The sequence below is a fragment of the Polaromonas vacuolata genome, from assembly GCF_012584515.1.
Classification (GTDB): domain Bacteria; phylum Pseudomonadota; class Gammaproteobacteria; order Burkholderiales; family Burkholderiaceae_C; genus Polaromonas; species Polaromonas vacuolata.
The window spans coordinates 763673-790126 of sequence record NZ_CP051461.1 but is presented as its reverse complement, the minus strand read 5'-3'; the positions used below and the strand labels follow the sequence as shown (position 1 = coordinate 790126).

22 protein-coding genes are annotated in these 26454 nt (G+C 53.3%); 9 read left to right on the top strand and 13 right to left on the bottom strand.

Annotation, left to right across the window (positions count from 1 at the left end; translation table 11 throughout):
• Nucleotides 1-9 precede the first annotated feature (9 nt).
• The 6 genes from HC248_RS03725 to HC248_RS03700 form a co-directional block, all read right to left on the bottom strand.
• The gene (locus tag HC248_RS03725; protein ID WP_168921330.1) at nucleotides 10-1080 is read right to left on the bottom strand and encodes an adenosine deaminase; all 1071 of its coding nucleotides are present in this window, start codon (nucleotides 1078-1080) and stop codon (nucleotides 10-12) included.
• A 97-nt stretch (nucleotides 1081-1177) separates the two neighbouring features.
• Nucleotides 1178-2338, bottom strand: a complete 1161-nt coding sequence (locus HC248_RS03720; RefSeq protein ID WP_168921329.1) for a BMP family ABC transporter substrate-binding protein — start codon at nucleotides 2336-2338, stop codon at nucleotides 1178-1180.
• Between the two features lie 72 nt (nucleotides 2339-2410).
• Nucleotides 2411-3331: an ABC transporter permease gene (locus tag HC248_RS03715; protein WP_168921328.1), complete on the bottom strand. Its 921-nt coding sequence runs from the start codon at nucleotides 3329-3331 to the stop codon at nucleotides 2411-2413.
• Nucleotide 3332: 1 nt separating this feature from the next.
• Nucleotides 3333-4436 (bottom strand): ABC transporter permease, encoded by a 1104-nt coding sequence (locus HC248_RS03710; protein WP_168923650.1) that lies wholly within the window; start codon nucleotides 4434-4436, stop codon nucleotides 3333-3335.
• Nucleotides 4436-6013: an ABC transporter ATP-binding protein gene (locus HC248_RS03705; protein ID WP_168921327.1), complete on the bottom strand. Its 1578-nt coding sequence runs from the start codon at nucleotides 6011-6013 to the stop codon at nucleotides 4436-4438. Before HC248_RS03705 ends, HC248_RS03710 begins: the two co-directional genes overlap by 1 nt.
• A 100-nt stretch (nucleotides 6014-6113) precedes the next feature.
• Nucleotides 6114-7043, bottom strand: a complete 930-nt coding sequence (locus HC248_RS03700; RefSeq protein WP_168921326.1) for a LysR family transcriptional regulator — start codon at nucleotides 7041-7043, stop codon at nucleotides 6114-6116.
• Nucleotides 7044-7124: 81 nt separating this feature from the next.
• On the opposite strand from HC248_RS03700, the gene xdhA reads away from it, so the two are divergent.
• Together xdhA and xdhB are read left to right on the top strand one after the other, a co-directional pair.
• Complete coding sequence (xdhA, locus tag HC248_RS03695) at nucleotides 7125-8651, top strand: xanthine dehydrogenase small subunit (RefSeq protein ID WP_168921325.1); 1527 nt, start codon at nucleotides 7125-7127, stop codon at nucleotides 8649-8651.
• Nucleotides 8645-11023 (top strand): xanthine dehydrogenase molybdopterin binding subunit, encoded by a 2379-nt coding sequence (xdhB, locus tag HC248_RS03690; RefSeq protein WP_168921324.1) that lies wholly within the window; start codon nucleotides 8645-8647, stop codon nucleotides 11021-11023. Before xdhA ends, xdhB begins: the two co-directional genes overlap by 7 nt.
• Nucleotides 11024-11028: 5 nt before the next feature.
• On the opposite strand, the gene HC248_RS03685 is transcribed toward xdhB, so the two are convergent.
• A complete protein-coding gene (locus tag HC248_RS03685; protein WP_168921323.1) occupies nucleotides 11029-12393 on the bottom strand; it encodes a glycerate kinase type-2 family protein in 1365 nt (454 codons plus the stop codon).
• 225 nt (nucleotides 12394-12618) lie between these two features.
• On the opposite strand from HC248_RS03685, the gene HC248_RS03680 reads away from it, so the two are divergent.
• The gene (locus tag HC248_RS03680; protein WP_168921322.1) at nucleotides 12619-12954 is read left to right on the top strand and encodes a DMT family transporter; all 336 of its coding nucleotides are present in this window, start codon (nucleotides 12619-12621) and stop codon (nucleotides 12952-12954) included.
• Between the two features lie 12 nt (nucleotides 12955-12966).
• Here the strand turns inward: HC248_RS03680 and HC248_RS03675 are convergent, their stop codons facing one another.
• Together HC248_RS03675 and HC248_RS03670 are read right to left on the bottom strand one after the other, a co-directional pair.
• Nucleotides 12967-13962, bottom strand: a complete 996-nt coding sequence (locus HC248_RS03675; RefSeq protein WP_168921321.1) for a Bug family tripartite tricarboxylate transporter substrate binding protein — start codon at nucleotides 13960-13962, stop codon at nucleotides 12967-12969.
• Nucleotides 13963-13995: 33 nt separating this feature from the next.
• Nucleotides 13996-15063, bottom strand: a complete 1068-nt coding sequence (locus HC248_RS03670; protein WP_168921320.1) for a tartrate dehydrogenase — start codon at nucleotides 15061-15063, stop codon at nucleotides 13996-13998.
• Nucleotides 15064-15161: 98 nt separating this feature from the next.
• Here HC248_RS03670 and HC248_RS03665 point away from each other — a divergent pair, with 98 nt between their 5' ends.
• Nucleotides 15162-16091 carry a LysR substrate-binding domain-containing protein gene (locus tag HC248_RS03665; protein WP_168921319.1) on the top strand — a complete coding sequence of 310 codons (930 nt, stop codon included), beginning with the start codon at nucleotides 15162-15164 and terminating at the stop codon, nucleotides 16089-16091.
• 34 nt (nucleotides 16092-16125) lie between these two features.
• On the opposite strand, the gene HC248_RS03660 is transcribed toward HC248_RS03665, so the two are convergent.
• Nucleotides 16126-17331, bottom strand: a complete 1206-nt coding sequence (locus HC248_RS03660; protein ID WP_168921318.1) for a urate hydroxylase PuuD — start codon at nucleotides 17329-17331, stop codon at nucleotides 16126-16128.
• 252 nt (nucleotides 17332-17583) lie between these two features.
• On the opposite strand from HC248_RS03660, the gene HC248_RS03655 reads away from it, so the two are divergent.
• Entirely contained in the window at nucleotides 17584-18138 is a 555-nt protein-coding gene (locus HC248_RS03655; RefSeq protein WP_168921317.1) for a cysteine hydrolase family protein, read from the top strand.
• A gap of 211 nt (nucleotides 18139-18349) precedes the next feature.
• Complete coding sequence (locus HC248_RS03650) at nucleotides 18350-19330, top strand: IS30 family transposase (RefSeq protein ID WP_168921224.1); 981 nt, start codon at nucleotides 18350-18352, stop codon at nucleotides 19328-19330.
• Nucleotides 19331-19375: 45 nt separating this feature from the next.
• Here HC248_RS03650 and xdhC read toward each other — a convergent pair whose 3' ends face one another.
• Both xdhC and HC248_RS03640 read right to left on the bottom strand, forming a co-directional pair.
• The gene (gene xdhC, locus HC248_RS03645) at nucleotides 19376-20212 is read right to left on the bottom strand and encodes a xanthine dehydrogenase accessory protein XdhC (RefSeq protein WP_168921316.1); all 837 of its coding nucleotides are present in this window, start codon (nucleotides 20210-20212) and stop codon (nucleotides 19376-19378) included.
• 97 nt (nucleotides 20213-20309) lie between these two features.
• On the bottom strand, nucleotides 20310-21818 hold the full coding sequence (locus HC248_RS03640; RefSeq protein WP_168921315.1) for an ATP-binding protein: 1509 nt from the start codon (nucleotides 21816-21818) through the stop codon (nucleotides 20310-20312).
• Between the two features lie 372 nt (nucleotides 21819-22190).
• On the opposite strand from HC248_RS03640, the gene HC248_RS03635 reads away from it, so the two are divergent.
• Nucleotides 22191-22715 (top strand): hypothetical protein, encoded by a 525-nt coding sequence (locus tag HC248_RS03635; protein WP_168921314.1) that lies wholly within the window; start codon nucleotides 22191-22193, stop codon nucleotides 22713-22715.
• Between the two features lie 144 nt (nucleotides 22716-22859).
• Here the strand turns inward: HC248_RS03635 and uraH are convergent, their stop codons facing one another.
• A complete protein-coding gene (uraH, locus tag HC248_RS03630; protein WP_168923649.1) occupies nucleotides 22860-23213 on the bottom strand; it encodes a hydroxyisourate hydrolase in 354 nt (117 codons plus the stop codon).
• 160 nt (nucleotides 23214-23373) lie between these two features.
• On the opposite strand from uraH, the gene puuE reads away from it, so the two are divergent.
• Nucleotides 23374-24294: an allantoinase PuuE gene (puuE, locus tag HC248_RS03625; RefSeq protein WP_168921313.1), complete on the top strand. Its 921-nt coding sequence runs from the start codon at nucleotides 23374-23376 to the stop codon at nucleotides 24292-24294.
• A 76-nt stretch (nucleotides 24295-24370) separates the two neighbouring features.
• Nucleotides 24371-26140, top strand: coding sequence for a 2-oxo-4-hydroxy-4-carboxy-5-ureidoimidazoline decarboxylase (gene uraD, locus HC248_RS03620; protein ID WP_168921312.1), 1770 nt, complete (start codon nucleotides 24371-24373; stop codon nucleotides 26138-26140).
• Nucleotides 26141-26454 lie beyond the last annotated feature (314 nt).

The window sequence follows — 26454 nt, the reverse complement described above, 5'->3', positions numbered from 1 at the left end:
GACCTTTTGTCAATTCACGCCAGCGGTATCAAAGTTGGCAAAGCATTGGTCTAAGCTGGCCACAAATTTCAACTTCGCCGCGTCATCAATAAAGCTAGCTTCGAAACTATTGCGCGCCAAGCTATACGCATGACCGGCATGCATACCGGTAGCGGCGAAAGTCTGCACAAAGTTGTCGTTCATATAGCCGCCGAAATAAGCCGGGTCGTCCGAATTGATAGTGGCCATCAAACCGGTATCTAACAATTCGCGCAGGTTGTGGCTGGCCAGATCTGGGAATACGCAAAGCTTTAGGTTCGATAGCGGGCAGACCGTCAAAGCGGTACGCTGCTCGGCTAAGCGCTGCATCAACGCGGGGTCTTTAATCGCTTGTACGCCGTGGTCTATGCGTTCGACTTTGAGCACATCTAAGGCAGCCCAAATATAGGCAGGCGGGCCTTCTTCGCCAGCGTGCGCTACCAAACGCAAACCCAATTGCGCACAGCGCGCAAACACGCGCTCAAATTTTTCGGGTGGATTTCCTAGCTCGCCAGAATCCAGACCTATGCCGACTAACTTATCCCTAAACGGCAAGGCTTGCTCGAGACAAACCAGTGCATCTTCCTCGCTCAAATGACGTAAAAAGCACAGAATTAACGAGGCGCTAATGCCATGTATTTTCTGCGCATCAACGCAGGCGCGGTGCAGACCATCAATCACGGTTTGCATAGCGACGCCACGCGCGGTATGGGTTTGCGGGTCAAAAAATAATTCAGCATGAACCACGTTGTCTTCGGCCGCTTTGACAAAATAAGCGCTGGCCATGTCGTAGAAATCTTCTTCTTTTAGCAGCACGCTAGCGCCGGCATAGTAGATATCTAAAAAGCTTTGCAAATCAGTAAACGCATAGGCGCGGCGCAAGGCCTCAACATCTGCATAAGCCAGTGCTACGCCGTTGCGTTTGGCGAGTGCAAAAATCAGCTCAGGCTCTAATGAGCCTTCGATGTGAATATGCAACTCAGCCTTTGGCATAGTCTTTAGCAATTCTGGCAGGCGTTGCTGCGAGATATTTTTTGCCGCTGGGTGGGTATTTAAAATCATTTTTCACTTCAATAAAAAAGGCTGCCACGCAATCTTGTCATCGCGAAGCAGCCGGGGGACGGGCTCATGCCCATCCGGGATTTGTGCAGTTGGCTTATCAGTTACCGGGCACTTTGCCTTCAACGCCTTTGACGTAGCTCTTTAAGCCGCCCAAGAATTTGTCGTCAGCAACCGTGTCTTTAGCAATCAGTACTTTACCGGTGTTGTCCATGATGGGGCCTTTCCAGATAGCGAAGCTGCCATCTTTCAGGCCGGCTTTGACTTCATCGATGCGCTTTTTCGTGTCGTCCGGCACGTCAGCGGCGATAGATACCAAATCGATCGCGCCTTCTTTCACGCCCCACCAAGCGCTGGTGCCGCCCTTCCACTTGCCGTCTAAAGCTTCGCCAACGGATTTGACGTAGTAAGGACCCCAGTTAATCACAGCCGATGCCAAGTGGGCTTTAGGACCGTAAGCAGTCATATCGGAATCCCAACCAAACGCGCGCTTGCCCATTTTTTCAGCGGTCTGCAAAACTGCGGATGAGTCGGTGTTTTGGAATAAAACATCGGCGCCGCCGTTGATCAAAGCAGTCGCGGCTTCCGTCTCTTTTGGTGGGTTAAACCACTCATTGACCCAAACCACGCGGGTTTTAATTTTGGGGTTAACCGATTGCGCGCCCAGCGTGAAGCTGTTGATATTGCGCACGACTTCTGGAATCGGCACTGAGCCGACCACGCCAAGCGTGCCAGTCTTACTCATCTTGCCTGCGATCACGCCAGCCATGTAAGCACCTTCGTAAGTGCGGCTATCGTAAGTACGCATATTGTCGGCAGTCTTGTAGCCGGTCGCGTGCTCAAACATCACGCCTTTGGTATCGGCCGCAATCTTCAGCATGGGCTCCATATAGCCAAAGGTCGTCCCAAAAATTAGCTTGTTGCCTTGGCCAGCCATGTCGCGGATAACCCGCTCGGCATCAGCTGACTCTGGCACTTTTTCGACAAAGCTGGTGACAACTTTATCGCCATAAGCGGCTTCAACCGCTTTGCGGCCGTTGTCGTGCGCGAAGGTCCATCCGCCGTCGCCGACTGGGCCGACATAGGCAAAAGCGACTTTGAGTGGCTCTGGCTTAGCCGGTGCTGGCGCCGAAACGGCGGCGACCGGCGCAGGTGCAGCAGCAACAGGCTCTTCTTTTTTGCCGCAACCCACAAGGGCTGTGCCGGCAATAGCGGACATTGCCACCAGTTGCAGCATTAAACGCTTTTTCAGGTCAGTCATTTTTTTTAGCTTTCGAAAGGTTTAAAAACAAGATAACAAGGGATCAAAACAATTAACAACGAGGAAAAATACTTAGGCGCCAGGATAAAAAGGCTTGCCAATAGAGCCCGGCATATTCACCCGTATCCACATCGGGTTGCGCGATATTAACGCCAGCACCACTATGGTCGAGAGATAGGGTAGCATGCTCAAAAATTGAGGCGCCACATTCACGCCCAAACTTTGCAAGTGAAACTGCAACATGGTCACACCGCCAAAAAGATAGGCACCGAAAAGTACGCGAGCCGGCCGCCAAGTCGCAAAAGTCGTCAGTGCCAACGCAATCCAACCCTTGCCCGCAATCATGCCTTCAACCCACAGCGGCGTGTAGACCACAGACACATAAGCGCCGGCCAGTCCGCACAGCGCGCCACCGGCAATGACGGCGGCTAAACGGATGCGCCGTACCGGATAACCCAGCGCATGCGCAGCTTCGGGATTCTCTCCCACAGAGCGCAGCACCAGACCGGCGCGGGTGCGGTATAAGAACCAAATCAAGCCCAGCGCCAGCCCTATGGCGATGTAGACCATGGGGTGCTGGCGAAACAGCGCTGGCCCGACAAAAGGAATATCGGCCAAAAACGGAATTGCGTGGCGGGTTTGCTCGGGCAGCTTTTCCTGCACATAGCCAACACCCACAAAGGCCGAAAAGCCAGCGCCAAAAAGACTCAGCGCCAATCCCGTCGCGTACTGATTGGTGTTGAGCCAAATCACCAACAAACCAAAAAGACCGGCTAAAAAAGCCCCGGCTGCCATGCCCGCTGCAAAGCCCAGCCAGCTATTGCCAGTATGCACAACAGTGGCAAAACCAGCGATGGCGGCGCACAGCATCATGCCCTCAGCGCCTAAGTTGACGACGCCGGATTTTTCATTAATCAAAAGGCCTAAGGCGGCAATCGCCAAAATCGTGCCGGCGCTTAAAGTGGCGGCAATTAACAATGCAATGGCATCCATCTCAAAGTCCTCCCGGCAAAGCGGCTGCAGGCGGCACTGGCCGCACAGAACGTACAAAGCGCAAGCGATAAAGCATTAAGGTGTCGCAAGCCAGCAGGTTAAAAAGCAGCAGCCCTTGGAACACGCCAGTGAGCGATTTGGGCAAACCCAGCCGCGACTGAGCCAGCTCGCCGCCGATATAAAACATGCTCATGAGCAGCGCTGAAAACACAATTCCCACCGGATGCAGTCGGCCGACAAAAGCCACGATGATGGCGGCAAAACCATAGCCCGCCGGTACATAGGTGGTGAGCTGACCGATAGGGCCAGCGACTTCTAGCGCACCGGCTAGGCCAGCTGCACCGCCGGATACCAGCAGCGCCACCCAAAGCGCACGGCGCGATGAAAAGCCGGCATAGCGCGCCGCCGCCGGTGCTTGACCAGAGACTTCTTGACGAAAGCCGGCAAAGGTGCGGTAGAGATAAAACCACAGCGCAGCCACGCCGACTAAGGCCAGCAAAATACCAATCGTCACGCGTGAGCCTTGCATTAAACGCGGCATCTGGGTGACGGCCTCAAAGGTTTTACTTTGCGGAAAGTTGTAGCCATTGGGGTCTTTCCAAGGACCAAAAACCAAATAACTCAACACCATGTCGGCGACGTACACCAGCATCAAACTGACCAAAATTTCATTCGCATTAAAGCTGTCGCGCAGCCAAGCCGTGATGCCTGCCCAAGCCATACCGCCCAGCACGCCAGCGAGCAAAATCGCAGGAATTATCCACACGCCAGTGGTTTTATCCGCCAGCAAGGCCACGCCACCAGCGGCCACCGCGCCCATGACAAACTGGCCCTCAGCACCAATATTCCAGACATTGGCACGAAAGCACACCGCCAGCCCCAAAGCAATAATCAGCAGTGGCGTCGCCTTAACCAGCAGCTCACCCAAGGCATAAACCGAAGAAATCGGTGCCCAGAAAAATACCTGCAAGCCTTTGACGGGGTCTTTACCCAGCGCCATAAAAAGCAAAACACCAATCAGCACAGTGACTAACAGCGCCAGCACTGGCGAGGCGTAAGTCCAAAATTTTGACGGCTGTGGCCGAGACTCAAGTTTCAGGGCCATCATGCGCCGGCTCCGGTTTCAGTATTTTTTTGATCAATGTTGTCGCTGCCGTTGTCGTTGTTGTTGGCCTCACCCCAAAGTCCACTCATCCACTGACCGACCAATTCAAGCGTGGCCTGCTGGCGCGGCAAAGACGGCGAGAGCCGGCCCTTGGCCATCACATACAGGCGATCACACACTTCAAACAATTCATCGAGCTCTTCACTGACCACCAACACCGCACAGCCTTGGGAGGCGAGTTTTAGTAACTCGCCGCGTATCTGCGCAGAAGCACCCACATCCACACCCCAGGTTGGCTGAGAGACTATGAGCAGCTCTGGCTTAGCGTCTATCTCGCGGCCCATGATGAATTTTTGCAAGTTGCCGCCAGAAAGCGACTTGGCCTCGGCCTCTGGCCCACCAGCCTTGACCTGATAACGGGAAATGATGGAGGCGGCCTGGGCTTTGAGCGCGGCGCTGTTAAGCCAGCCAGACTTGCCCACGGATTCACTCCGCGTGAGAAGCAAATTGCGCGCCAAGGACAAAGCCGGAACAGCGCCGCGTCCTAGTCTTTCTTCAGGCACAAAATGCAGGCCTAGTGCGCGGCGCTGCGCAGGCTTGAGCTGAGCAGCGGCTTGGCCTTTTATTGAGATAGAGTGAGTCGCAGCGCGCGTATCTTCGCCGGACAAGGCGTAGAGCAATTCCTTTTGACCATTGCCCGAAACACCCGCGATACCCACCACCTCACCGGCGCGCACGGTCAGCGCGATCTGCTCTAAGTCGCAGCCAAACTGCTCGGTGCTGCTTAAGTCGAGCTGACGCACCTCCAAGACAAGCGCGCCGGGCACACACTCGCGGCGCTCTAGGGCAGTTGGCTCACTGCCCGTCATCAGGCGACTTAGTGAAGCATTGGTTTCTTGGCGTGGATCACAAACTCCGCTGACCCGGCCGCCGCGCAGCACGGTGCAAGCACTGCATAGCGCGCGAATCTCATGCAGCTTGTGACTGATGTAGAGAATGCTGCAGCCTTCAGCGGCCAGACGACGCAGGGTGACAAAGAGTTTTTCCACTGCCTGCGGGGTTAACACCGAAGTCGGTTCATCCAGAATCAAAAGTTTGGGTGCAGTCATAAGTGCACGTACTATCTCGACGCGCTGGCGCTCACCAACGCTTAAAGTGTGCACCGGCCGCAGCGGTTCAAGCGCTAGGCCATAGGCTTTTGCAGTTTGCAAAATGCGCGCACTGACTTGGGCCAGCGACTGGCTTTTATCCAGACCCAACCAAACGTTCTCGGCCACGGTCAACGTTTCAAACAAACTAAAGTGCTGAAACACCATGCTAATGCCCAGCGCACGCGCTTGCTGCGGGCTGTGCACTTGGACTTCTTGTCCATCCATGACGATGGAGCCAGCGTCCATACGCACAGCGCCATAAATAATTTTCATCAGCGTGGATTTGCCGGCGCCGTTCTCGCCCAGCACCGCATGGATTTGGCCTGGCAAAACGCTCAAGGCAATATCGGCATTGGCTTTAACGCCTGGGTAGGATTTGCTGACGCCAGCAAGCGCTAGACGCGGTAGTGTGGCGCTAGAGCTCATGCCGCCGTACTGAAATTTTTATCGGTCTTCATTTTAAAAGTCTGGGTTTGCAATTAACGGGGGGCAACTAAATAGGCATTCAAGGCAGATTGACAACGAACTAACTACGCAGCCCAGTCGCAACGCTTTTGATTCGTTCGCGCAACCACCTAGCGGCATTCGAGGCATGTGTGCGTTCGTGCCAAAGTTGGTAGTACATCATGCGGGGAAATTCTATCGGGCTGGGCAGTATTTTAAGCGGCAGCAAATCGACATAACGCTCGCAATACTGCCGACCAGTTGTCATCACCAGCAAGCTTGATGCCACCATGGAAGGCATCAGTCCAAAATGCGGGCAACGCACGGTGATATTGCGCGCCAGTCCGATACTGGCCAGATGCTCATCGATGACGCCTTTGGCACCCGGATGGGTGGGCGTGGGCGCGATATGCTCAGACTGCAGCCAGCTCTGGCCGTCCCAGCCACGGCGCAGTGCCGGATGGTCTTGACTGACCAAACACACGACCTCGTCGCCGAACAAACGACCCAAGTGCAAATCCTGCGGCGGTGCAGCCCAGTTACCAATCACCACATCAATCTCACCCTGCGCGAGTTGGGCGTAGTAATCAGCCTGAGCCGACAGCGCATGAATTTCAATCAAACAGTTAGGTGCTTGGGTTTTGATACTGGCAACTAACTGGGGCAAAAACAGTGGGTCAATGTAGTCGCTGGCAGCCAGGCGAAACGTCGCGCTAGCGGTTGCGGGGTTAAAGCCTCTGGCGTCGCTAAACAACATGCCGGCGGCGCGCAATATGCTCGCCGATGGCTCAATCATGCGCAGTCCCGCATCGGTGGCCACCATGCCAGCGCCAGAGCGCACCAAGATAGGGTCACCCGCCAGCGCACGCAGGCGCTTGAGCGCAGCGCTAACGGCTGGTTGATACATTCCAAGGCGGATGGCGGCGCGCGATACGCTGCGTTCTGTGAGCACGGTATTTAAGACCCTGATGAGATGAAGATCTATCTTGTCGAAAAGCGCCTGCTCTTTCATACTTTTTTATCCATGCATTAAATACGCGGTTTGATATGCCGCGCACAGCACGGGTGATTTAATCTATTGACTATGTCCAGCATGCCAATCCAATCTTCAAGTCAATCGTCCCATCCCGCTTGCACCAGCCCGATACGGTTTATCCATCGCGGCCAAGTAGTGGTCTTAAGCAATGTACCACCCACAACCACCTTGCTAGAGTTGCTGCGCGGTGACTTAGGGTGCAGCGGCACTAAGGAGGGTTGCGGCGAAGGCGACTGCGGCGCTTGCACTGTCGTGTTGGGCCAAGCAGAGCCGCAAACCGGAACGCTCAAACTGCGCGCCATCAACAGCTGCATACGCTTGGCGCATTCGATTGACGGCATGGCACTGTGGACAGTCGAGGACATTGCGGCCAGCCCAGAACAATTACACCCGGCTCAACAAGCCATGCTGGAATGCCACGCCAGCCAGTGCGGCTTTTGCACACCGGGCTTTGTCATGAGTCTGTATGCCATGCACCATGAAGCCAAAGGTGAGCCGATTTCTCGGGCGCTGGCGCAGCAGCAACTCTCTGGCAATTTATGCCGTTGCACCGGCTACAAACCGATACTTGAAGCGGCGCAGCAAATGCACTGTTTGCCATCGACTCCGCTCAATGAAGCGGCAATAGTGGCGCAACTCGCGCAACTCGCGCAACTGGCGAACGTAAAAAACGTAGAAGAAAACGACGACGAGCGAATTGATGCGGCCTACCAAGCGCCGCGCACACTCAGCGCCCTACTCCGCGAAAAAAGCCTGCACCCAGAAGCCCAGCTGGTAGCCGGCGCCACCGATGTAGGTCTATGGATTACGAAAGGCCATCAGCAGTTTGCGCGCATGTTGGACGTCACCCGCGCCACAGAACTTTTGCAAATTCAAGACGAGAAAAACTACACATGCATAGGCGCAGCCGTACCGCTAGAACAAGCCTTTGCCGCCTTGATTGAACAGAGGCCTCAACTGCACGAATTTGCCGTGCGCTTTGCCGGGTTGCCGGTGAGAAATTCAGGAACACTGGGCGGCAATGTGGCCAATGGCTCACCGATTGGCGACAGCATGCCGCTACTGATTGCACTGCGCGCCAACGTCGTCCTCATGAGCGTGCGTGGCCAGCGCGAAATGCCGCTAGAAAACCTCTACACCGGCTACCGCAAAAACTGCATGGCAAAAGACGAAATATTAGCCGCGATAAAGGTGCCCAAGCCCGCAGCGATTGACTATCTGCAGGTCTACAAAATCTCCAAACGCCAAGACGACGATATTTCAGCCGTATGTTTGGCGATTAATCTACACATTGAAAACGGCATGATTAGCAGCGCATCGATTGGTGTTGGCGGCGTAGCAGCAACCCCCGTTCGGGCGGTCAAAACCGAAGCTGCTTTGATTGGCAAGACATGGTGCGAAGCCAGTATTGACGCGGCTGCAAACGTACTGCGCCAAGAGTTCACGCCAATCTCCGACATGCGCGCGTCAAGCCACTACCGCGTCACGGTATTGGGTAATTTACTCACCCGCTATTGGCTACAAAGCCAAGGCCAACAAATCGTCAGTCTGGCAACGCTGCAGCCAGGAGAACACACATGCTAAAACCGACGGCGTTAAACCACACTGAGTCGGCGCAAACAACAGACCACAGCGCCTCCGGCAAAAGTAAATTTCACGAAAGCGCGCGCGCCCAAGTCTGCGGCACGGCCCACTATGTAGACGACATCGTCGAGCCGCGCGGCATGCTCTATGCAGCGCCGGTATTGGCTGGCGTAGCGCACGGCCGGTTAATCGATATAGATGCGAGCCAAGCCTTGCTAATGCCCGGCGTGCACGCCGCCATTTTTGCGCGAGATATAGCAGCCAACGCCGACGGCAACAAACTGTTGGCGAGCTTTGCGCATGATGAGCCGATATTTGCGCTCGACTTTGTTGAGCACGCCGGCCAAGTCGTCGGTATTGTGGTGGCCGACAGTGTCATAAAAGCCCGGCATGCCGCACGCAAAGTTGTCTGCACGATTGAAGCACTGCCGGCCATACTCAGTATTGAAGACGCGCTGGCGCAAAAGTCTTATGTGCTGCCGCCGGTGTTTGTCAGCCGGGGCAATGCAGACGCCGCTTTAAGCACAGCGCAAAACATTTTGCACGGCAAGATTGAAGTCGGTGGCCAAGAGCATTTTTATCTCGAAGGCCAAATCGCCTGCGCGCTACCGCAAGAGCAAAACCAATGGTTGATTCAGTCCAGCACCCAACACCCCGGTGAAGTCCAGCACTGGGTCGCGCATGCATTGGGTATTGCAAACCACGCGGTACGGGTTGAATGCAGACGCATGGGCGGCGGCTTTGGCGGCAAGGAAACACAGGCCGGACATCTTGCTGTTTGGGCTGCGCTGGCGGCAAAAAAAACCGGCCGTCCAGTCAAGCTCAGACTAGACCGCGATGACGATTTTTTAATCACCGGCAAGCGCCACCCCATCGCCTGCGACTACAGCGTCGGCTTTGACAACGGCGGCCGCGTCACTGGCTTAAAACTCAATATGGCGCTGGACTGCGGTTTTAGCGCCGACCTGTCCGGCCCAGTCGCAGATCGGGCTATTTTTCACAGCGACAACGCCTACTTTTTACAAGACGTAGACATCGCCTCTTACCGCTGCAAAACCCATCACCAAAGCCACACCGCCTTTCGCGGATTTGGTGGGCCGCAAGGTGTGATGGTGATTGAAAGCATCATGGGCAATATCGCCCAACATTTGGGATTAGATGCGTTGGCCGTGCGCAGAAACAATCTCTATAGTGAGGAAAAAATTAGCCCAACAGGTGCATCAGAACTTAGACGCAACACCACCCACTACGGTATGCAGGTCGAGGACAACATACTCGCGCCACTGCTGCTAAAACTAGAAGAAAACGCCAACTACATAGAGCGCCTAAAAGAAGTTTCAGCTTGGAATTTAGCCCACTGTTTTATCAAACGCGGCATTGCCATCACGCCGGTTAAATTCGGTATTTCGTTTACCGCCACGCTGTTTAACCAAGCTGGCGCGCTAGTGCATGTGTATACCGACGGCAGTGTGCAAGTCAATCACGGCGGCACTGAAATGGGCCAAGGCCTGAACACCAAGGTCGGTCAAATTGTGGCGGACGAGTTGGGCGTGGAATTTTCAAACGTATTGGTCACTGCCAGCGACACCAGCAAAATCCCCAACGCATCCGCCACTGCTGCTTCGGCTGGCACCGACCTCAATGGTCGAGCCGCGCAAAATGCTGCGCGCACCGTGCGCGAACGGTTGGCAGAATTAATTGGAAAATTAGATTGCTGCAAGGCCGATGCAGTTAAGTTTTCAAACAGCAGCATCACCTCGCCAGTTTGCAGCCGAACGTTTACCGAGGTCGTGCAACTGGCCTACGCCGAGCGCATACAACTGTGGAGCGATGGCTTTTACAGCACCCCCAAAATCCATTACGACAAAACCACTTTAACCGGCAGACCGTTTTATTATTTTGCTTACGGCGCGGCTTGCACCGAAGTCGCGATAGATGTGCTGACGGGCGAGTCTCGCGTGCTTAAAGTTGATATCTTGCATGACGTGGGAAACAGCATTAACCCGGCCATAGACCGAGGCCAAATCGAAGGCGGCTTTGTGCAAGGCATGGGCTGGTTGACCACAGAGCAATTGGTCTGGAACGACAAAGGCATGCTCAGCACCCACGCGCCTAGCACTTACAAAATACCCACTGTCGGCGACATTCCCGAACACTTCAAAGTCGAGCTCTGGCCAGAGGCTAACCGTGAAGACAATGTGTTCGGCAGCAAAGCCGCGGGCGAGCCGCCTTTGATGTTGGCAGTGTCAGTTTATGAAGCCTTGCGCCATGCGATTGCCGCAACTAAAAAAGCGGCAGCACAAGTGGTATTAAAAGCGCCTGCGACAGCTGAGAATATTTTGTTCGCCATCAATGCAAAGCTTGGCGATTAACCAACCTACAAAATCAGCAGCGCTCTGAAATCATTGACATTGGTATGCGTAGGCCCAGTCACCAACAAGTCGCCTAGTTTTAAGAAAAAACCGTAAGCATCGTTACGGTCTAAGTAGTTGTCGATTTTCATGTCCATGGCGCTAGCACGCACTAAGCTATCGGGCGTGACAAAAGCACCCGCGTTGTCTTCCACACCGTCTATGCCGTCGGTATCCGCCGCCAACGCATAAACACCAGCTTGGCCTTGTAGCGCCAACGCCAAACCCATGCAAAATTCCCCGGCGCGCCCGCCTCTGCCTTTGGCTGCGCCTAGCTGGCGCGGACGTATGGTCACAGTGGTTTCACCGCCACTCAAAATCACGCAAGGTCGCTCGAAAGTTTTAAAGTCTGCGGTTTTGCTGGCCGCGCCGCGCGCCAATGCGGCATGCACTTTGCCGACTTCACGCGACTCACCTTCCATCTCATCGCTCAATATATAAGCCTTCAAACCGGCTTGGCGTGCCAAGCTTGCAGCGGCCTCCAAACTTTGTTGCGGCGTGGCCATCATGTGCAATTGGTGCTTGGCGAAACGCAGGTCACCGGGCTTAGGTGTTTCTAATGCGCCGCTTTGAAGATCGGCCAATACCGCGGGCGGCAGTTCAATCGCGTAGCGCTCAAGAATGGCGAGGGCTTGCGCGCAACTGGTTGCATCTGGCACAGTCGGCCCGCTGGCAATGGTTGAGGGGTCGTCGCCGGGCACATCGCTAATCGTCAACGTCACCAAGCGCGCTGGCGCACAAGCTGCCGCCAATCGGCCCCCCTTAATCGCCGACAGATGTTTGCGCACGCAGTTCATCTCGCCAATATTCGCGCCGCATTCAAGCAAGGCGGTGTTGATGCGCTGCTTGTCTTCTAGCGTTAAACCATCAGCAGGCAACGTTAAAACCGCCGAGCCACCGCCCGAGATTAAGCAAATCACCAAATCGTTTTCAGTCAAACCCTGAGTCAGCGCCAAAATCCGCTGCGCGGCTTTCACGCCAGCCGCATCGGGCACAGGGTGAGAAGCTTCAACAATTTCTATACGCTCTGCCAGACCCGCAGGCCGTGGCGGTGTGTGCGCATAACGCGTGACGACTAAACCCGAGAGCGGCGCATCTGCTGGCCACAGCGCTTCAAGCGCATGCGCCATAGCACCGGCTGCCTTGCCCGCACCAATTACCAACGTGCGGCCACCGCTTTGCGGCGTGGGCGGCACTGGCAGACAAGCAGCTGTATTGGCCAGCGGCAGCGCGCGGTTGACGGCGGCTAAAAACAATTGCTCAAGAAATTGTCGCGGCTCGGTATGCGGGTTGGCTGGCTTGGTTTGGTTGGATTGGCTAAGTGAGGTCATGAAAATTTCTTTGATGTCGATTGTGCAGTGCTTTTTAGCAAAGGCTAAGGCCAAAGCCAATACTGAGTAGCGCAATAGCATGCGTAGGTGCTACCACCTTGGCCTTGCGCAGATGCTTTGAATCAAATATTCAATTGACCACGCAATCATATGTGTACTTATTTAAAGGCCATGCCGCTGTGCGTAGAATTTCGCTTGAATTAACAGCACAAAGCAAAGGATTTCATGAACGTCTACCTCGCGCTGGGTATAGCGATTACAGCAGAAGTTATCGCCACCACCGCACTAAAGTCTAGCGACGGTTTTACCCGTCTCGTGCCGTCCCTCATCACAATAGTCGGCTATGGCCTAGCACTTTACTTTTTAACCATCACCATGAAAACACTGCCCACCGGCCTGACCTATGCCATCTGGGCGGGCTTAGGGATTGTGCTGATCAGTATTAGCAGCTACTTCATTCACGGACAAAAAATAGACTTAGCCGGCATGTTGGGAATGACTTTGATTATTGCTGGCGTGGCGGTGATTAACCTGTTTTCCGACACTCAACTACATAGCTAAATAACGCCGTATTTAGCTACCGTCAACACTCACACCTGCTTGTTTGACGAGCTTGGCAAAGCGCTCAGTGTCATCGCGAATTTGCCGCGCCATCTGCTCTGGCGTGTCACCCAGTGCCACAGCGCCCAAGTCTTCCATGCGTTTTTTGAAGTCGGCCGAATGAATGATCTTGACCATCTCCGTGTTGAGTCGGCTAATGATGGCCGGCGGTGTTGCCACCGGCGCCAGCACGCCAAACCAAGTCCCTAGGTTAAAGCCCTTTAGACCGGCCTCGTCCAGCGTCGGCACGTCGGGTAGAGATGGCGAGCGTTTGTCGGTCGTGATCGCCAGCGCGCGCAACTTGCCAGACTTGATCTGGGACAGCACGGGCGTGATGGTGTCAAACGACATGTCTATCTGGCCACCGAGCAAATCGACTGTCAACGGACCGCTGCCTTTATACGGCACATGCAGCAACTTAACGCCGCCCATGAGTTCGAACTGCGCGCCTATCAAATGCTGGCCAGTACCATTACCGTTAGAGCCAAAGGTGTATTTTCCCGGTGCCGCTTTTGCCAGCGCCAGCAACTGCGCCACGTTAACGGCTGGCACGGAAGGATTGACCACCAGCACATTAGGCACCAGCGCCACCATGGTCACGGGTTTGAGATCTTTTTCAAAATCATAGGAAAGCTTTTTATAAACGCTGGTTGCAATCGTGTGATGCACTGCGCCCATTAGTAAGGTGTAGCCGTCGGGCTTGGCTCTGACCACATAGTCAGCGCCCAGTGTGGCTCCCGCACAGGGACGGCTCTCAACCACCACCGGCTGACCCAAGCTTTCGCTCAGCGATTTGCCCAGTGCACGGGCCAACACATCGGTTGTACCGCCCGCAGGAAACGGCACGATCAGAGTAATGGGCTTAGCCGGCCACGCTTGAGCCTGAGCTGAACTGACGGCCAAACTTAAGAGGCCAATTAGCGCAAAAGCGGACAGGGTTTTAAGTGCAAATTTATTTTTGGCCGGCATGTCTTGTCTCCGTTTATTTTTTTTAAAAGTTTTTTATGCGCGCGCAAACTTAGCGCAAACCGCATCCGTCACCTGCGCCGTAGTTGAAGTCCCACCCAAATCGCGGGTATGCAATGTGGGCTCTGCAGTGACTTGCTCAATTGCCGTCATCAAACGCTTGGCGGCGCTATGCTCGCCTAAGTGTTCAAGCAGCATGACGCAACTCCAGAACGTGCCCACTGGGTTGGCCAAGCCCTTGCCCATGATGTCAAAAGCCGAGCCGTGAATCGGCTCAAACATAGACGGGTAGCGGCGTTCTGGATCGATATTGCCAGTCGGTGCTATGCCCAGACTGCCGGCTAAAGCGGCGGCTAAATCGCTCAATATATCGGCATGCAAATTGGTTGCGACTACCGTGTCTAAGGTCGCTGGACGGTTCACCATGCGGGCGGTGCAGGCGTCGACCAATTCTTTATCCCAAGTCACATCGGGAAACTCGCGGCTAATTTCCAGCGCGATTTCGTCCCACATCACCATTGCATGGCGTTGGGCATTCGATTTGGTCACCACGGTGAGCAGCTTGCGCGACCGCGACTGGGCCAGTTTGAAGGCATAACGCATGATGCGCTCGACACCGGCGCGGGTCATGACGGATAAGTCGGTCGCGACCTCAATCGGATGACCTTGGTGCGCGCGTCCGCCGACACCGGCGTATTCGCCTTCGGAGTTTTCGCGCACTATGACCCAATCTAAATCTTCGGTCTTGCAGCGCTTGAGTGGGCCATCAATGCCGGGCAGTATGCGGGTTGGCCGCACGTTGGCGTATTGGTCAAACCCTTGGCAGATTTTTAAACGCAAACCCCACAGCGTGATGTGATCTGGGATGTGCGGGTCACCGGCTGAGCCAAACAAAATCGCATCCATGCCGCGCAGCGCGTCCAAGCCATTGTCTGGCATCATTTTTCCGTGAGCTCGGTAGTAGTCGCCGCCCCAGTCAAAGCTGGAAAAGTCCAACTTAAAGGATTCGCTGGCAGCCAGCGCTTCCAGCACGGCTTGACCAGCAGGCACGACTTCTTTACCAATGCCGTCGCCGGGTATGCAAGCTATTTTGTAGGTTTTCATGAGATTTATTTCGGTTGAGATAATTGACTTTAAACGCTTTAAAGAATATTTAATGGCGTTAAAGTTAGCGCATTATTAACTTTAAGTTGAGAGTAAAAATGCCGCTTAAATCGACTGCTGCGCCGCAGGCAGCATCCAGCGCTGCGTCCTCTGAAATGACTTTTTTCAGCACCTTGGCGCGCCACGCCAGCCTGAGCGCCACGGCGCGTGATCTGGGTGTGAGCAGCGCCGCCGTCAGCAAGCGCTTGGCGCAAATGGAAATGCGCTTAGGCGTGCAACTACTTAGCCGCACCACGCGCCGCGCCAGCTTAACCGCCGAGGGTGAAATCTATCTCAGCCACGCGCGCCGCATACTTGCCGAGATTGACGACATGGAGCAACTGGTCTCTAAGGCCACCAGCGCGCCCAAGGGCTTGCTGCGTGTGAATGCCACGCTAGGCTTTGGCCGAAGCCATATTGCGCCCTTGATTTCACGATTTGCAAAAGCCAACCCTGAGGTTCAAGTGCAATTGCAACTCTCAGTCGATCAGCCAGCGCTTAGCGAAGACGCCTTTGATGTTTGTATCCGTTTTGGTGAAGCACCAGATAGCCGGGTGATTGCCTGCAAACTGGCCGCTAACCGACGTTTGCTCTGCGCCGCACCCAACTATCTTTTAAAACACGCTGCGCCGCGCACGCCAATTGATTTGATGCGGCACAACTGCATTGGTATTCGCCAAGGCGATGGTGCTTACGGCTTGTGGCGGCTCAGCAGCGGCAAGCGCAGCGAAGCGATTAAAGTGCGCGGCAACCTCAGTACCAACGATGGCGAAATCGCGGTGAACTGGGCGCTAGATGGCCATGGCATTTTGCTACGGGCTGAGTGGGATATCGCCAAATATTTACGCAGCGGACGACTGGTACAAGTGCTGGAGAACTATCGCTTACCGCCCGCTGATATTTATGCGGTTTATCCGCAGCGCCATCAGTTCTCAGGCCGAGTCAAAGCGTTTGTAGATTATTTGCGGGGACAGTTTCAAAAAACATAAACCCAATGCTAAAAGCCAACGCGATAAATTAGCATCACTCCACCTTTGCGCCAGACTCAAACCAACGACCAATTAATTGCCGTTCTGCTTCTGTTATTTGGGTCGCATTATTCATAGGCATTTGACGCAAAACCACGGCTTGCTGATAAACCTGCAGCGCATGGCGTTTTAATTCCGCGGGTGAATCGAGGCGCACATTTTTCATTTGCAGTTGCGCGCCGTGGCAGGCATAACAGCGCTGCTCTAGAACCTGCGCGACTTGTTGGTAACCAACAAAAGCCGCTGGAGCAGCACTAATCTCCGTAGCCCTAGGCGCTGGTTTCATCCACACAATCGCGCCAATGGTTAGTGCCACACCAAACAGCGCATAAGCCGCAGGATGGCGGTTACGGCCAAGCTTATAGCCGTGGCGCAGCACAAAAAATTGGCGAATCGCCGCGCCCGCCAACATCATCACAATCAGCACCAACCAGTTTTGCGGATGACTCCAGGTAAAGCTGTAGTGATTGCTCAGCATGGCGAATAAAACCGGCAATGTGAAATAAGTGTTGTGCACGCTGCGCTGCTTGCCGCGCCAGCCATGAATCGGATCGACCGACAAACCTGCACGAATACTGGCCACCATTTTGCGCTGACCGGGAATAATGCAGAAAAACACGTTGGCGCTCATCGCCGTGCCCAGCATCGCACCAATGATTAAAAACGCCGCACGACCCGCAAACAAGTGGCAAGCCAGATATGTCGCAAAGCCGAGCAATAAAGCAACCAGAGCACCCACAATTGCGTCGCCATTTTTGCCTTGACCAAACCAGCGACACACCGCATCGTAAGCCAGCCAAAACAACACAAAAAATGACAGCGCAGCAGTAATCGCTTGCGCTGACGACCACTGCACCAAAGCCGGGTCAACCAGATAGGTAGACGCATTCCAAAGATAAGAGGCCGAAAAAAGCGCAAAGCCAGTCAACCAAGTGCTATAGCTTTCCCAGTAAAACCAGTGCAAATGGTCTGGCAGTTGCGGCGGTTTGACCGCGAACTTAACCGGGTGATAAAAGCCCCCGCCATGGACGGCCCAAAGCTCGCCGCTAACGCCTTGCTGTTTAAGCGCCTCGTCTACCGGTGGGGTCAAACTGGAATCTAGAAAAACAAAATAAAAAGACGAGCCAATCCAAGCAATCGCAGTGATGACATGGGTCCAACGCAGCAGCAAGTTGGCCCATTCGAGCAGATAAGTTTCCATGATTTTTTTAGTTAAGAAACTCTGCTCACCACTGCGGGCGCTGTAAGCAGAAAAATTGGTCACGAACTAAAAGAAACGCTGGACTTAAAACCCCGCGTCTCCCGGCTCCGCTGCGACTGTCAAAAAAAGTTTTTCTAGTTTATGCTATTTTTTTGGGTGACTAATTTCTAAAGAGCTCGCCGCAACAATCGAAATAACTTTAAATTGCGACCACCTTGCTTATGGCTTCGCATTTTTCAAAGGATAGGCCTAATGCAATCGTACAAACAAAGCGCTCTAGTGTTGATTGATATGCAGCGCTGTATGAGTCAAGCGTCTAGTTGGCCACGCAACAACCCAGAGGCCGAGGACAACATGGCGAGATTGTTAACCGCTTGGCGCGCCAATAATCAAACCGTTATTCATGTGCGTCACCTGTCGTCAGACCCAGCGTCGGGGTTTCGCCCCGGCCAATCCGGTGCTGAGTTTCAAGCGCGTTTTTATCCATTGCCGCATGAACATGTTGCCGACAAACATGTCACTGATGCATTTAGCGGCTCTGGCCTAGAAGCGTATTTGCGCTCGCAATCAATCCGCGAACTTGTGGTGGCAGGTGTAAGCACAAATTATTCGGTGGAAGCGACCGTACGGTCGGCGGGCTGTCTGGGCTTTATCACCACTGTGGTCTCGGATGCGTGCTTTACTTTTGCGCGATTAGATTTAAACAAAAAAATATGCAGCGCTGAAAAAATCCATCTCATGTCGCTGAGTAATCTGGACGGTGAATATGCACAAGTACTCAGCACGGATGCGGTGTTGAAATCTTAAAAATATTTAAGCGCATCAAAACACATTGCGCTAAAACTAAAACCGGGCTTTAAGAATTAAATCTGCGCAGCTGTTTTTTATTTTTTTCACAACAGCGCTGCTCATTAAAGCGCGGATTCAAGTCTGAAGTGCAACTTTGAAATTAACCGTACGGGTGGGTGAGATGTGAGAGCATCCAAGCTTCCCGACTACCAAGTCAAAGTTGCCCAGAATGATTTACACACACCTCACCCGTGACGAACGTTACCAGATTGCAATCCTCGTCAAAGCAAACTTCAATCAAAGTGAAATTGCAAAAATGATGGACCGTGATAAATCGAGCATCAGCCGTGAGTTGCGTCGTAACCGCGGTCTACGAGGCTATCGCCCTAAGCAGGCAAATGACAAAGCCCAAGAACGTAGACTTGCCTGCGCCAATAGTCCTAGAGTTGCTGACTCGACATGGGCTGTAGTGGAGGAAAAGTTGGCTGAGGCTTGGAGCCCCGAGCAAATCAGCGGCCACCTCGAAGCTAGCCACCAACCCGGTGTTAGCTATGAGAGCATTTACCAGTACATCTACGCTGACAAACGCGCGGGCGGCACCTTGCATAAAACACTGCGTTGCCAGAAGACGCGAAAAAAACGCAGCAGTGGCCGTGAACGGCGCGGCACCATCTCTCGCCAGGTCTCAATAGAACTGCGACCCGACATCGTGCTTGAGCGTGCGCGCTTTGGCGACTGGGAGGCTGATCTGGTGATTGGTGCCGGGCAGAAGCAAGCACTAGTGACGATTAATGAGCGTGTCTCTCGCTATTCAATAATTTTCCACGTGCCATTCAAAACAGCGCAAGCCGTAGGGGACGCGTTAATCACTTTACTCAAACCGTTCGCTCATTGCGTGCACACTCTCACGACTGATAACGGCAAGGAATTTGCCCAGCATGAACGAATAGCTTCTGCGCTGAGTGCAGATTTCTTTTTCGCCCATCCATACGCCTCGTGGGAGCGTGGGGCGAACGAGAATATGAACGGTTTGATTCGCCAGTTTTTCCCAAAGGGGATGCGCTTTAATTGCATAACCGACGATGACATTGCTTTAGCGATGCACAGGCTCAATCATCGTCCTAGAAAATGTTTAGGGTATCGAACGCCGCATCAGGTTTTTATGGAACAGTTAGAGTCCTATCAGCATACGGTTGCACTTCAAGCTTGAATCCGCCAAGCAAAAAAATAAAACAAACAAACAGTAAATAAAAAACTATCCCAAAGTCTGCAACAACTGCGCCGCCACAGCCACCGCAATCACCTCTGGTAATTTACTACTTATTCCAGTGACTCCAATCGGGCACGTCACATGGGCGAGTTCTTGCTGGGTAAAACCGCGTACTTCTAGCCTGTGCTTAAAAGTCGCCCATTTGGTGGCGCTGCCGATTAAACCTATATACGGCAGATCCGCTTGCATGCGCTGACGTTGCAGGCAGGCCATCAATACGTCGTAGTCTTGCGCATGGCTAAAGCTCATGATGAGGACGCGGGACTGCGCTGCAAGATCGCGCACGGCTGACTGCACCGGTTCTGAATGTTCGCAGCGCACATGGCTTGGCAGATGCAGGGGGAATATGCCTTCGCGGCTGTCTATCCAGCGCAGCGCAAACGGAAGACTGCAAAGCAAACGCGCTAACGCATGACCGACATGGCCACCACCAAACAAGGCTATCGGCGTCAAACTTTGCGCTTGTTGCAAGCGCAGTTCTATTTCAGGCAAGTCAGCAGCGTTGACCGGCTCAAGATAAAGATAAACGACGCCGCCGCAGCATTGACCCAGCGAAGGACCTAAAGCCATGCGCAAATTTTGCGGCGTGCGCAAACCCGATTGCAGCAAGCGCAAAGCTTGTTCCATGGCTTGGTGCTCTAAGTGCCCGCCGCCAATGCTGCCCACCAGTGCATCGGCAAACACCGCCATCCAACTGTCGGTTTCACGCGGCACTGAGCCTTCAGTAGCGACCACTGTCACCAGCACTGCTGGGCTTAGTGCCAGTCGTGTTAATAAAGACTGGCAGCTGTCGTGGTTGGTTTGAAAAAGTTGCTCAATCATGGATTAACGTATCGGCCAGCGGCTTAAAATTAGAAAAAAATATTAGCTTAAACATTGACTTGAAGCCGCCACTTATTGGTAGCAATCAGGCTAATTTTTAGGCTCTGAGAAGTCTTGCAAAATCATTTAAGTCGTAGCAGCCAAAACCCTTTGATTTCAGATCGCTACGATAGGTCGCCGAGAAAACAGGTGAGAAAAGCACCTTCTCACAAACCCAAGATTCCAAATACTTGTAGTCACGGGTCGCAAAAAATCCGCTGATATGCTGCTCGAATTTTGCGAGGACGTGGGCCTCATGCGCGTGCTCGCTGCGTTGACAGGAACCGAATCTAATTTTTTTGTTGACAGCGTCAATGGCAACTAAATCAATTTCTATATTTTGCTCTGAAGTCTTTGCACGATTCCAATACCCGAGGCTCATCTGTGTCAGTTCAAAATCTCCTTTGCCTTTACGCGAGCACTCCAGGTGCAGCTTGCGAATGAGCTTTTTGAAAGTAAATCCCTCCAAGACGTTGAGGCGTGGAATTGAAATTGACAAGGCTTTTTCTACTGGCTTCAAGCGAGCAATTTCGCGCGCTGGCCGGCCTACTGCCAGCCATGCTTGTAAAAAATTATCTGAAAGATAGTATTTTGCGTTTCGGCTTTTACCGTCGGCGAAGATGGGAAGAAGTTTGTCAACCATTGCGTAATTTTTAACCAGTCGCACAAGGCTTGTGCCTAAGGCATTCGGCTCGTCGGTGTCATTGAGTGCCGCAACCAAGTCACCGTGAGAGCAACCTGAGTGCTCGGATAAGTAGTGAAGAATGGATACCGATTTGCCTCTGAGTTCTCTTAAAAACCAGGTATCGGCTTCGTCAGCCAAAGGACTAGAGCTGCTCAAAAACATCCGCTTTAAAAGCTCATCAGTAAACGCACTCGCGGGCACATCAAAAAGGCCTTGCACATAGGCGTCGTGGTAGAACTTTGGCACGCCCTCAAAAAACGTCCACAGCGTCAACCACTGCATAGGGTGGTTGACTGACTGGCTAGAAAATACGTCAAGCAAGTCTTCGAAATCCCAATGGTCTAGATCTAGTTTGTGGGTGATTCGGCCGTACAAAGGTGCGCCTTTGTCTTCCAGCAGTGCATTCATTTCAGACTGCAAAGAACCCAGAACGAATAGCCCTCCGACCTTCAAATTATCAAACCGTAAGCCATCGACCTCAGCTTGCAAGAAGGAGTTAAAGGGCGCCATTTTGGCGCGTGTGAAGTATTGAAATTCATCTAAAACGACTAGCATTCCGGCGCGACACGCCAGTCCAATAGCCTGGGCCATTGAGGCGAAATCGCGCACATCAGGCGCGAGTTTGGCGGCCCCGGGGTAATCCGATTCTTCAAGCTTTCGCCTAAACGCAGTTGCAACGTCACGCTCGTCTGAGTCAGGAATCTGCAGATAAAGCAGGCGTGCGCTTAGCTCGTTGTTAGCGAGCGCCAGCTCTCTTATCAAGGTGGTTTTACCGATACGCCGACGACCGGAAATCCGGCAGAAAAACCAGCGCTGTTCCTGCACTATTTTTCGCAGTTCGGCGAGCGATTGTCCGCGCCCATAAAACGTCCATTCAGACATAAATTACCTTACATACTTTTTTGTATGTTACTTTAAAAATCAATGTAACATACTGATTTGATTCGATTATTTGTTAACCGTTAGCTTTTAATTCTGCTGCTATAAAAGTTAATGTGTTTCGCTGGAGCTTGGACAAAACTGCCTTAAACGCCGCCAAAACACTACCAGATCACCGCCTGCCCTAGACTAAACCCAAAGCCCAAACCAGCAACCATAAAAAAACCTAGGCAACACCAGCTGATAATGCAAGCAAGACAGACGCCAAGCGCCGTTACCAGGCAGTTCCAACAAAGTGCCAACTGGGCGCGAATGTTTAATTTTTTTTCGTCCGGGCCACGCCGCCGACCTTGAACTTTTACTTAAGGACATGCAATGTCAAACAAATCTCCCCGACGATTTTGGTTAAGCGCTCTGCTCTCATCGATAGTTGGGGCGATTATTTCGGCCTGTAAATCGGCGCCTAAAACCGACACATCTGACGCTGTCAAGCCGGCTGTGACTGCTGCTCCGGGTGCTGTCACTGGACCGGTTATCGGCACCAAGGGCTCGGCGCGCAAATCGAGTGCCAGCAACCCACGCGACTACCGCCAAGACGGTGCCAGTCATTTATATGGGCTTAATGCTGAGCGTATCTACAAAGGAAAGCTGCCGCCGCTGCTGTATGCAATTGGCGTGATTGACGTGCACATCAACCGCAGCGGTATTGTTAGCCACATTGAATGGCGGCGCGCGCCCACGCAAGCGCCTGAGGTGATGGCCGAGATCATTAGCCTGATAGAGCAAGCGTCACCCTTTCCCGCACCCGACCGCATGGGCCGGGTAATTTATACCGATACTTGGCTTTGGCATTCGAGCGGAAAATTTCAGTTGGATACGCTGACCGAGGGACAAAACTAATACGACTTTGCCGGGACTGACTTCGACGCAATCCATACCGAATCAATGCCGAATCCATACGATCCGGCAACATCAGAGAAAAACTTGCGCAATGTAAACCCGCATCCAAAACACGATTTTTGCGCTTGATGGTTGTTTTAGCCCTTAGCTTCCCCGGTAAGTCGAGTAACTCCAAGGGCTCACCAACAGCGGCACATGGTAGTGGCTATTTAAGTCGGCCACGCCAAAGTCAATACTCACCAAATTCAAAAATGCCGGCTCGGGCAACAGCACACCGCGCTGACGGAAATAGCCGGCCACATCAAACACCAGTTTGTAGCTGCCGACCAAAAGGTCTTCGCTGCTGAAAAGTAAACCATCCGGGTTGCGCCCGTCTTGATTGAGCGTCAAGCGTTTGATGAGCCTGTCGCCAGCCGTGCCAGTCGCAAAAAAGGAGACTCTCATGCCAGCGGCCGGCGTGCCGTGCATGGTGTCTAGTACATGTGTGCTTAGGCCCATCATCAAATCCTTTTAAATTTTTTTACCACTATTTTTAGCCGCACAAACGTATCCAATGCGAAACCTCAAAGTGTATGCGTCAAGGCCGCAGCGGCTATGATGATTTTATGAACTTCTCAGATTCAAAAGCGACTGTTCCCTACTTCACGGCAAGTCCAGCATGAGTAGCAGCTACCCCCGCGACATGGCAGGCTACGGCCGCTACCCACCGCATGCCCAGTGGCCAAACAAAGCGCGTATCGCGGTGCAGTTTGTGCTCAATTATGAGGAAGGTTCAGAGAACTCTGTGCTGCACGGTGACGCCGGCTCTGAGCAGTTTTTGTCTGAGATGACCAATCCACCCAGCTTTGCCGATCGCCACTTGAGCATGGAGAGCATTTACGAATACGGCTCACGTGCAGGCGTTTGGCGGCTGCTGCGCGAGTTTGAAAAGCGCGGACTTGCGCTAACGGTTTTTGGTGTTGGCATGGCCTTGCAGCGCAGTCCGGACGTGACGCAAGCGATTGTCGAGCTAGGCCACGAAATTGCTTGCCACGGCTGGCGTTGGATTAACTATCAAACCATTGATATTGACACCGAGCGCGAACACATGCGGCTTGGCCTTGACGCTATCGAGCACCTCACTGGCACCCGGCCACTGGGCTGGTATACCGGCCGCGACAGCCCGAATACGCGCCGCCTAGTGGCCGACGACGGCGGCCTGCTGTATGACAGTGACTACTACGGCGACGATCTGCCGTTTTGGACGCCAGTCACGCGCAGCGATGCCAGCATAGTACCGCGCTTAGTCGTGCCCTACACGCTGGACACCAACGATATGCGCTTTGCCCTGCCGCAAGGCTTTGCTCAGTCAGATGACTTTTTTTGCTACCTGCGCGACAGCTTTGACGTGCTTTATGCCGAAGGCTTGGAGAGTCCAAAAATGCTCAGCATTGGCATGCATTGCCGGTTGCTGGGTCGCCCGGGACGGATGCGTGCGTTGCAGCGTTTCTTAGACCATATTGAAAAACACGATAGGGTCTGGGTTTGTCAGCGCGTCGAGATTGCGCAGCATTGGCAGAAGTTTCACCCTGCGCCATAGGCAAGCACACGCTGTAAGCGCGTCAAAAATGTCCCAGTAATGCGTCAGCAAATGGCGCACTCAACATAAGACTGATATGAATATTTCTTTAGAACAAATTAACAACGCCAGCCCAGACCAAGCCCACGAATTACTCGCCGGTCTGTATGAACATTCGCCGTGGATTGCTGAGCAAGCCCTCAAAGCACGACCTTTTAAATCGCTTAGCGCTTTAAAACTAGCCATGACAGCGGTTCTTAGACAAGCCAGTCACGCCGAAAAAATGGCCTTGATAAAAGCCCATCCGTTGCTGGCTGACAAAGCCGCGCAAGTACTCAGCACAGAGTCCAGCAGCGAGCAATACTCGGCCGGCTTAACCCAGTGCACGCCGCAAGAACTGGCGCAGTTGCAGCAACTCAATGCCGACTACCAAGAACGCTTTAGCTTTCCCTTCATACTCGCCGTTCGTGGTCCACGCGGCAGTGGTCAAAGCAAAGAAAAAATCATTGCGACGTTTAAACGCAGAGTGCAAAACCACCCAGATTTTGAGTTTGAAGAAAATCTACGCAATATTCACCGCATCGTCGAGCTGCGGCTAAACGACAAATTCGGTATGCAGCCTAACTTAGGCAATAACGTCTGGGATTGGCATGAAGCCATGTCCCAGTACAGCGATCCAGGTTACGCCGAGCAAGGCCTGCTAACTGTTACCTACCTCACCGATGCACACCGCGCTTGTACCAACTTTATTGCCACCACCATGAATGACTGCGGCTTTGACTCGGTCAATATTGATGCGGTTGGCAATGTTGTGGGCCTCTATCTTGGCGCAGATGAATCAGCACCACGCTTACTGACCGGCAGTCATTACGACACCGTCAGAAATGGCGGCAAATACGATGGTCGTTTGGGAATTTTTGTGCCCATGGCCTGCGTACGACAGCTAAGCCTAGCCGGCGTGCGTTTGCCGTTTGGCATAGAAGTCGTGGGTTTTGCGGAAGAAGAAGGCCAGCGTTACAAGGCAACTTTTTTGGGCTCGGGCGCACTGACGGGTGACTTCAAACCTGAGTGGCTAGAACAAAAAGACAGCGACGGCATCAGCATGCACCAAGCCATGCAGCAGGCCGGACTAAAAAGCGAAGAGATCGTTGCTATCCAACGCGACGCTAAAAATTATCTGGGTTTTGTGGAAGTGCATGTAGAGCAAGGCCCAGTTCTTAACGCGCTCGATTTACCCTTGGGCATAGTGACATCGATTAACGGCCAAGTACGCTATTTGTGCGAGATCACCGGCCTTGCAAGTCATGCTGGCACGACGCCGATGGCAAGCCGACGCGATGCCGCAGCCGCAAGCGCTGAAGTACTGCTGTATGTCGAAAAGCGCGCCGCAGAAAACCTAGGTTGCGTCGCCACAATAGGCATGCTTACTGTGCCCAACGGCTCTATCAACGTGGTCCCCGGCCGGTGCCAATTCTCATTAGACTTGCGCGCACCAATAGACGCACAACGCGACGCTCTAGAAAACGACGTGTTGGCTGAACTCAAAGCCATCTGCGCGCGCCGCGGTTTGCAATACACGTTTGAAATGACCGTCAAAGTAGACGCCGCGCCCAGCGCACCCGACTGGCAACAGCGCTGGGAAAACGCGGTAACGGCAATCGGCGTCACACCTTACGCTATGAATAGTGGCGCCGGTCACGATGCCATGAAACTGCACAAAATCATGCCGCAAGCGATGCTGTTTGTGCGCGGCGAGAATGCCGGCATCAGTCACAACCCGTTGGAGTCGAGCACTAGCGACGACATACAACTGGCCATAGAAGCCTTCTCAAACTTAATCCACCAAACGGCACAGGACAGATCGTGACCACGTCGCAGACCAGCGCAATCTACGACCAGTCGGTAAATGGATAGATGCAAATTTTCACGATCCACCCAGTTTTTAGCAGTAGCGCATCAAAGTACCCACCGACACCCCACCCGGCTAAAAGGTGGCGTGATTTACAGCGCTGTACCGCGCAGCTTACTAGCGTCAAATGCCAATCGCGCAGCGGAACTTCTAGCACTAAAAGATTTAAGCGCTGCGACCAAAGTATCGGCGCGGGTGCTGATAGATTTACTCACTTAACGTTAAGACCACTGCCTTTTCCTAATGCTTGCAAACTGCAGAAAAAGACAATT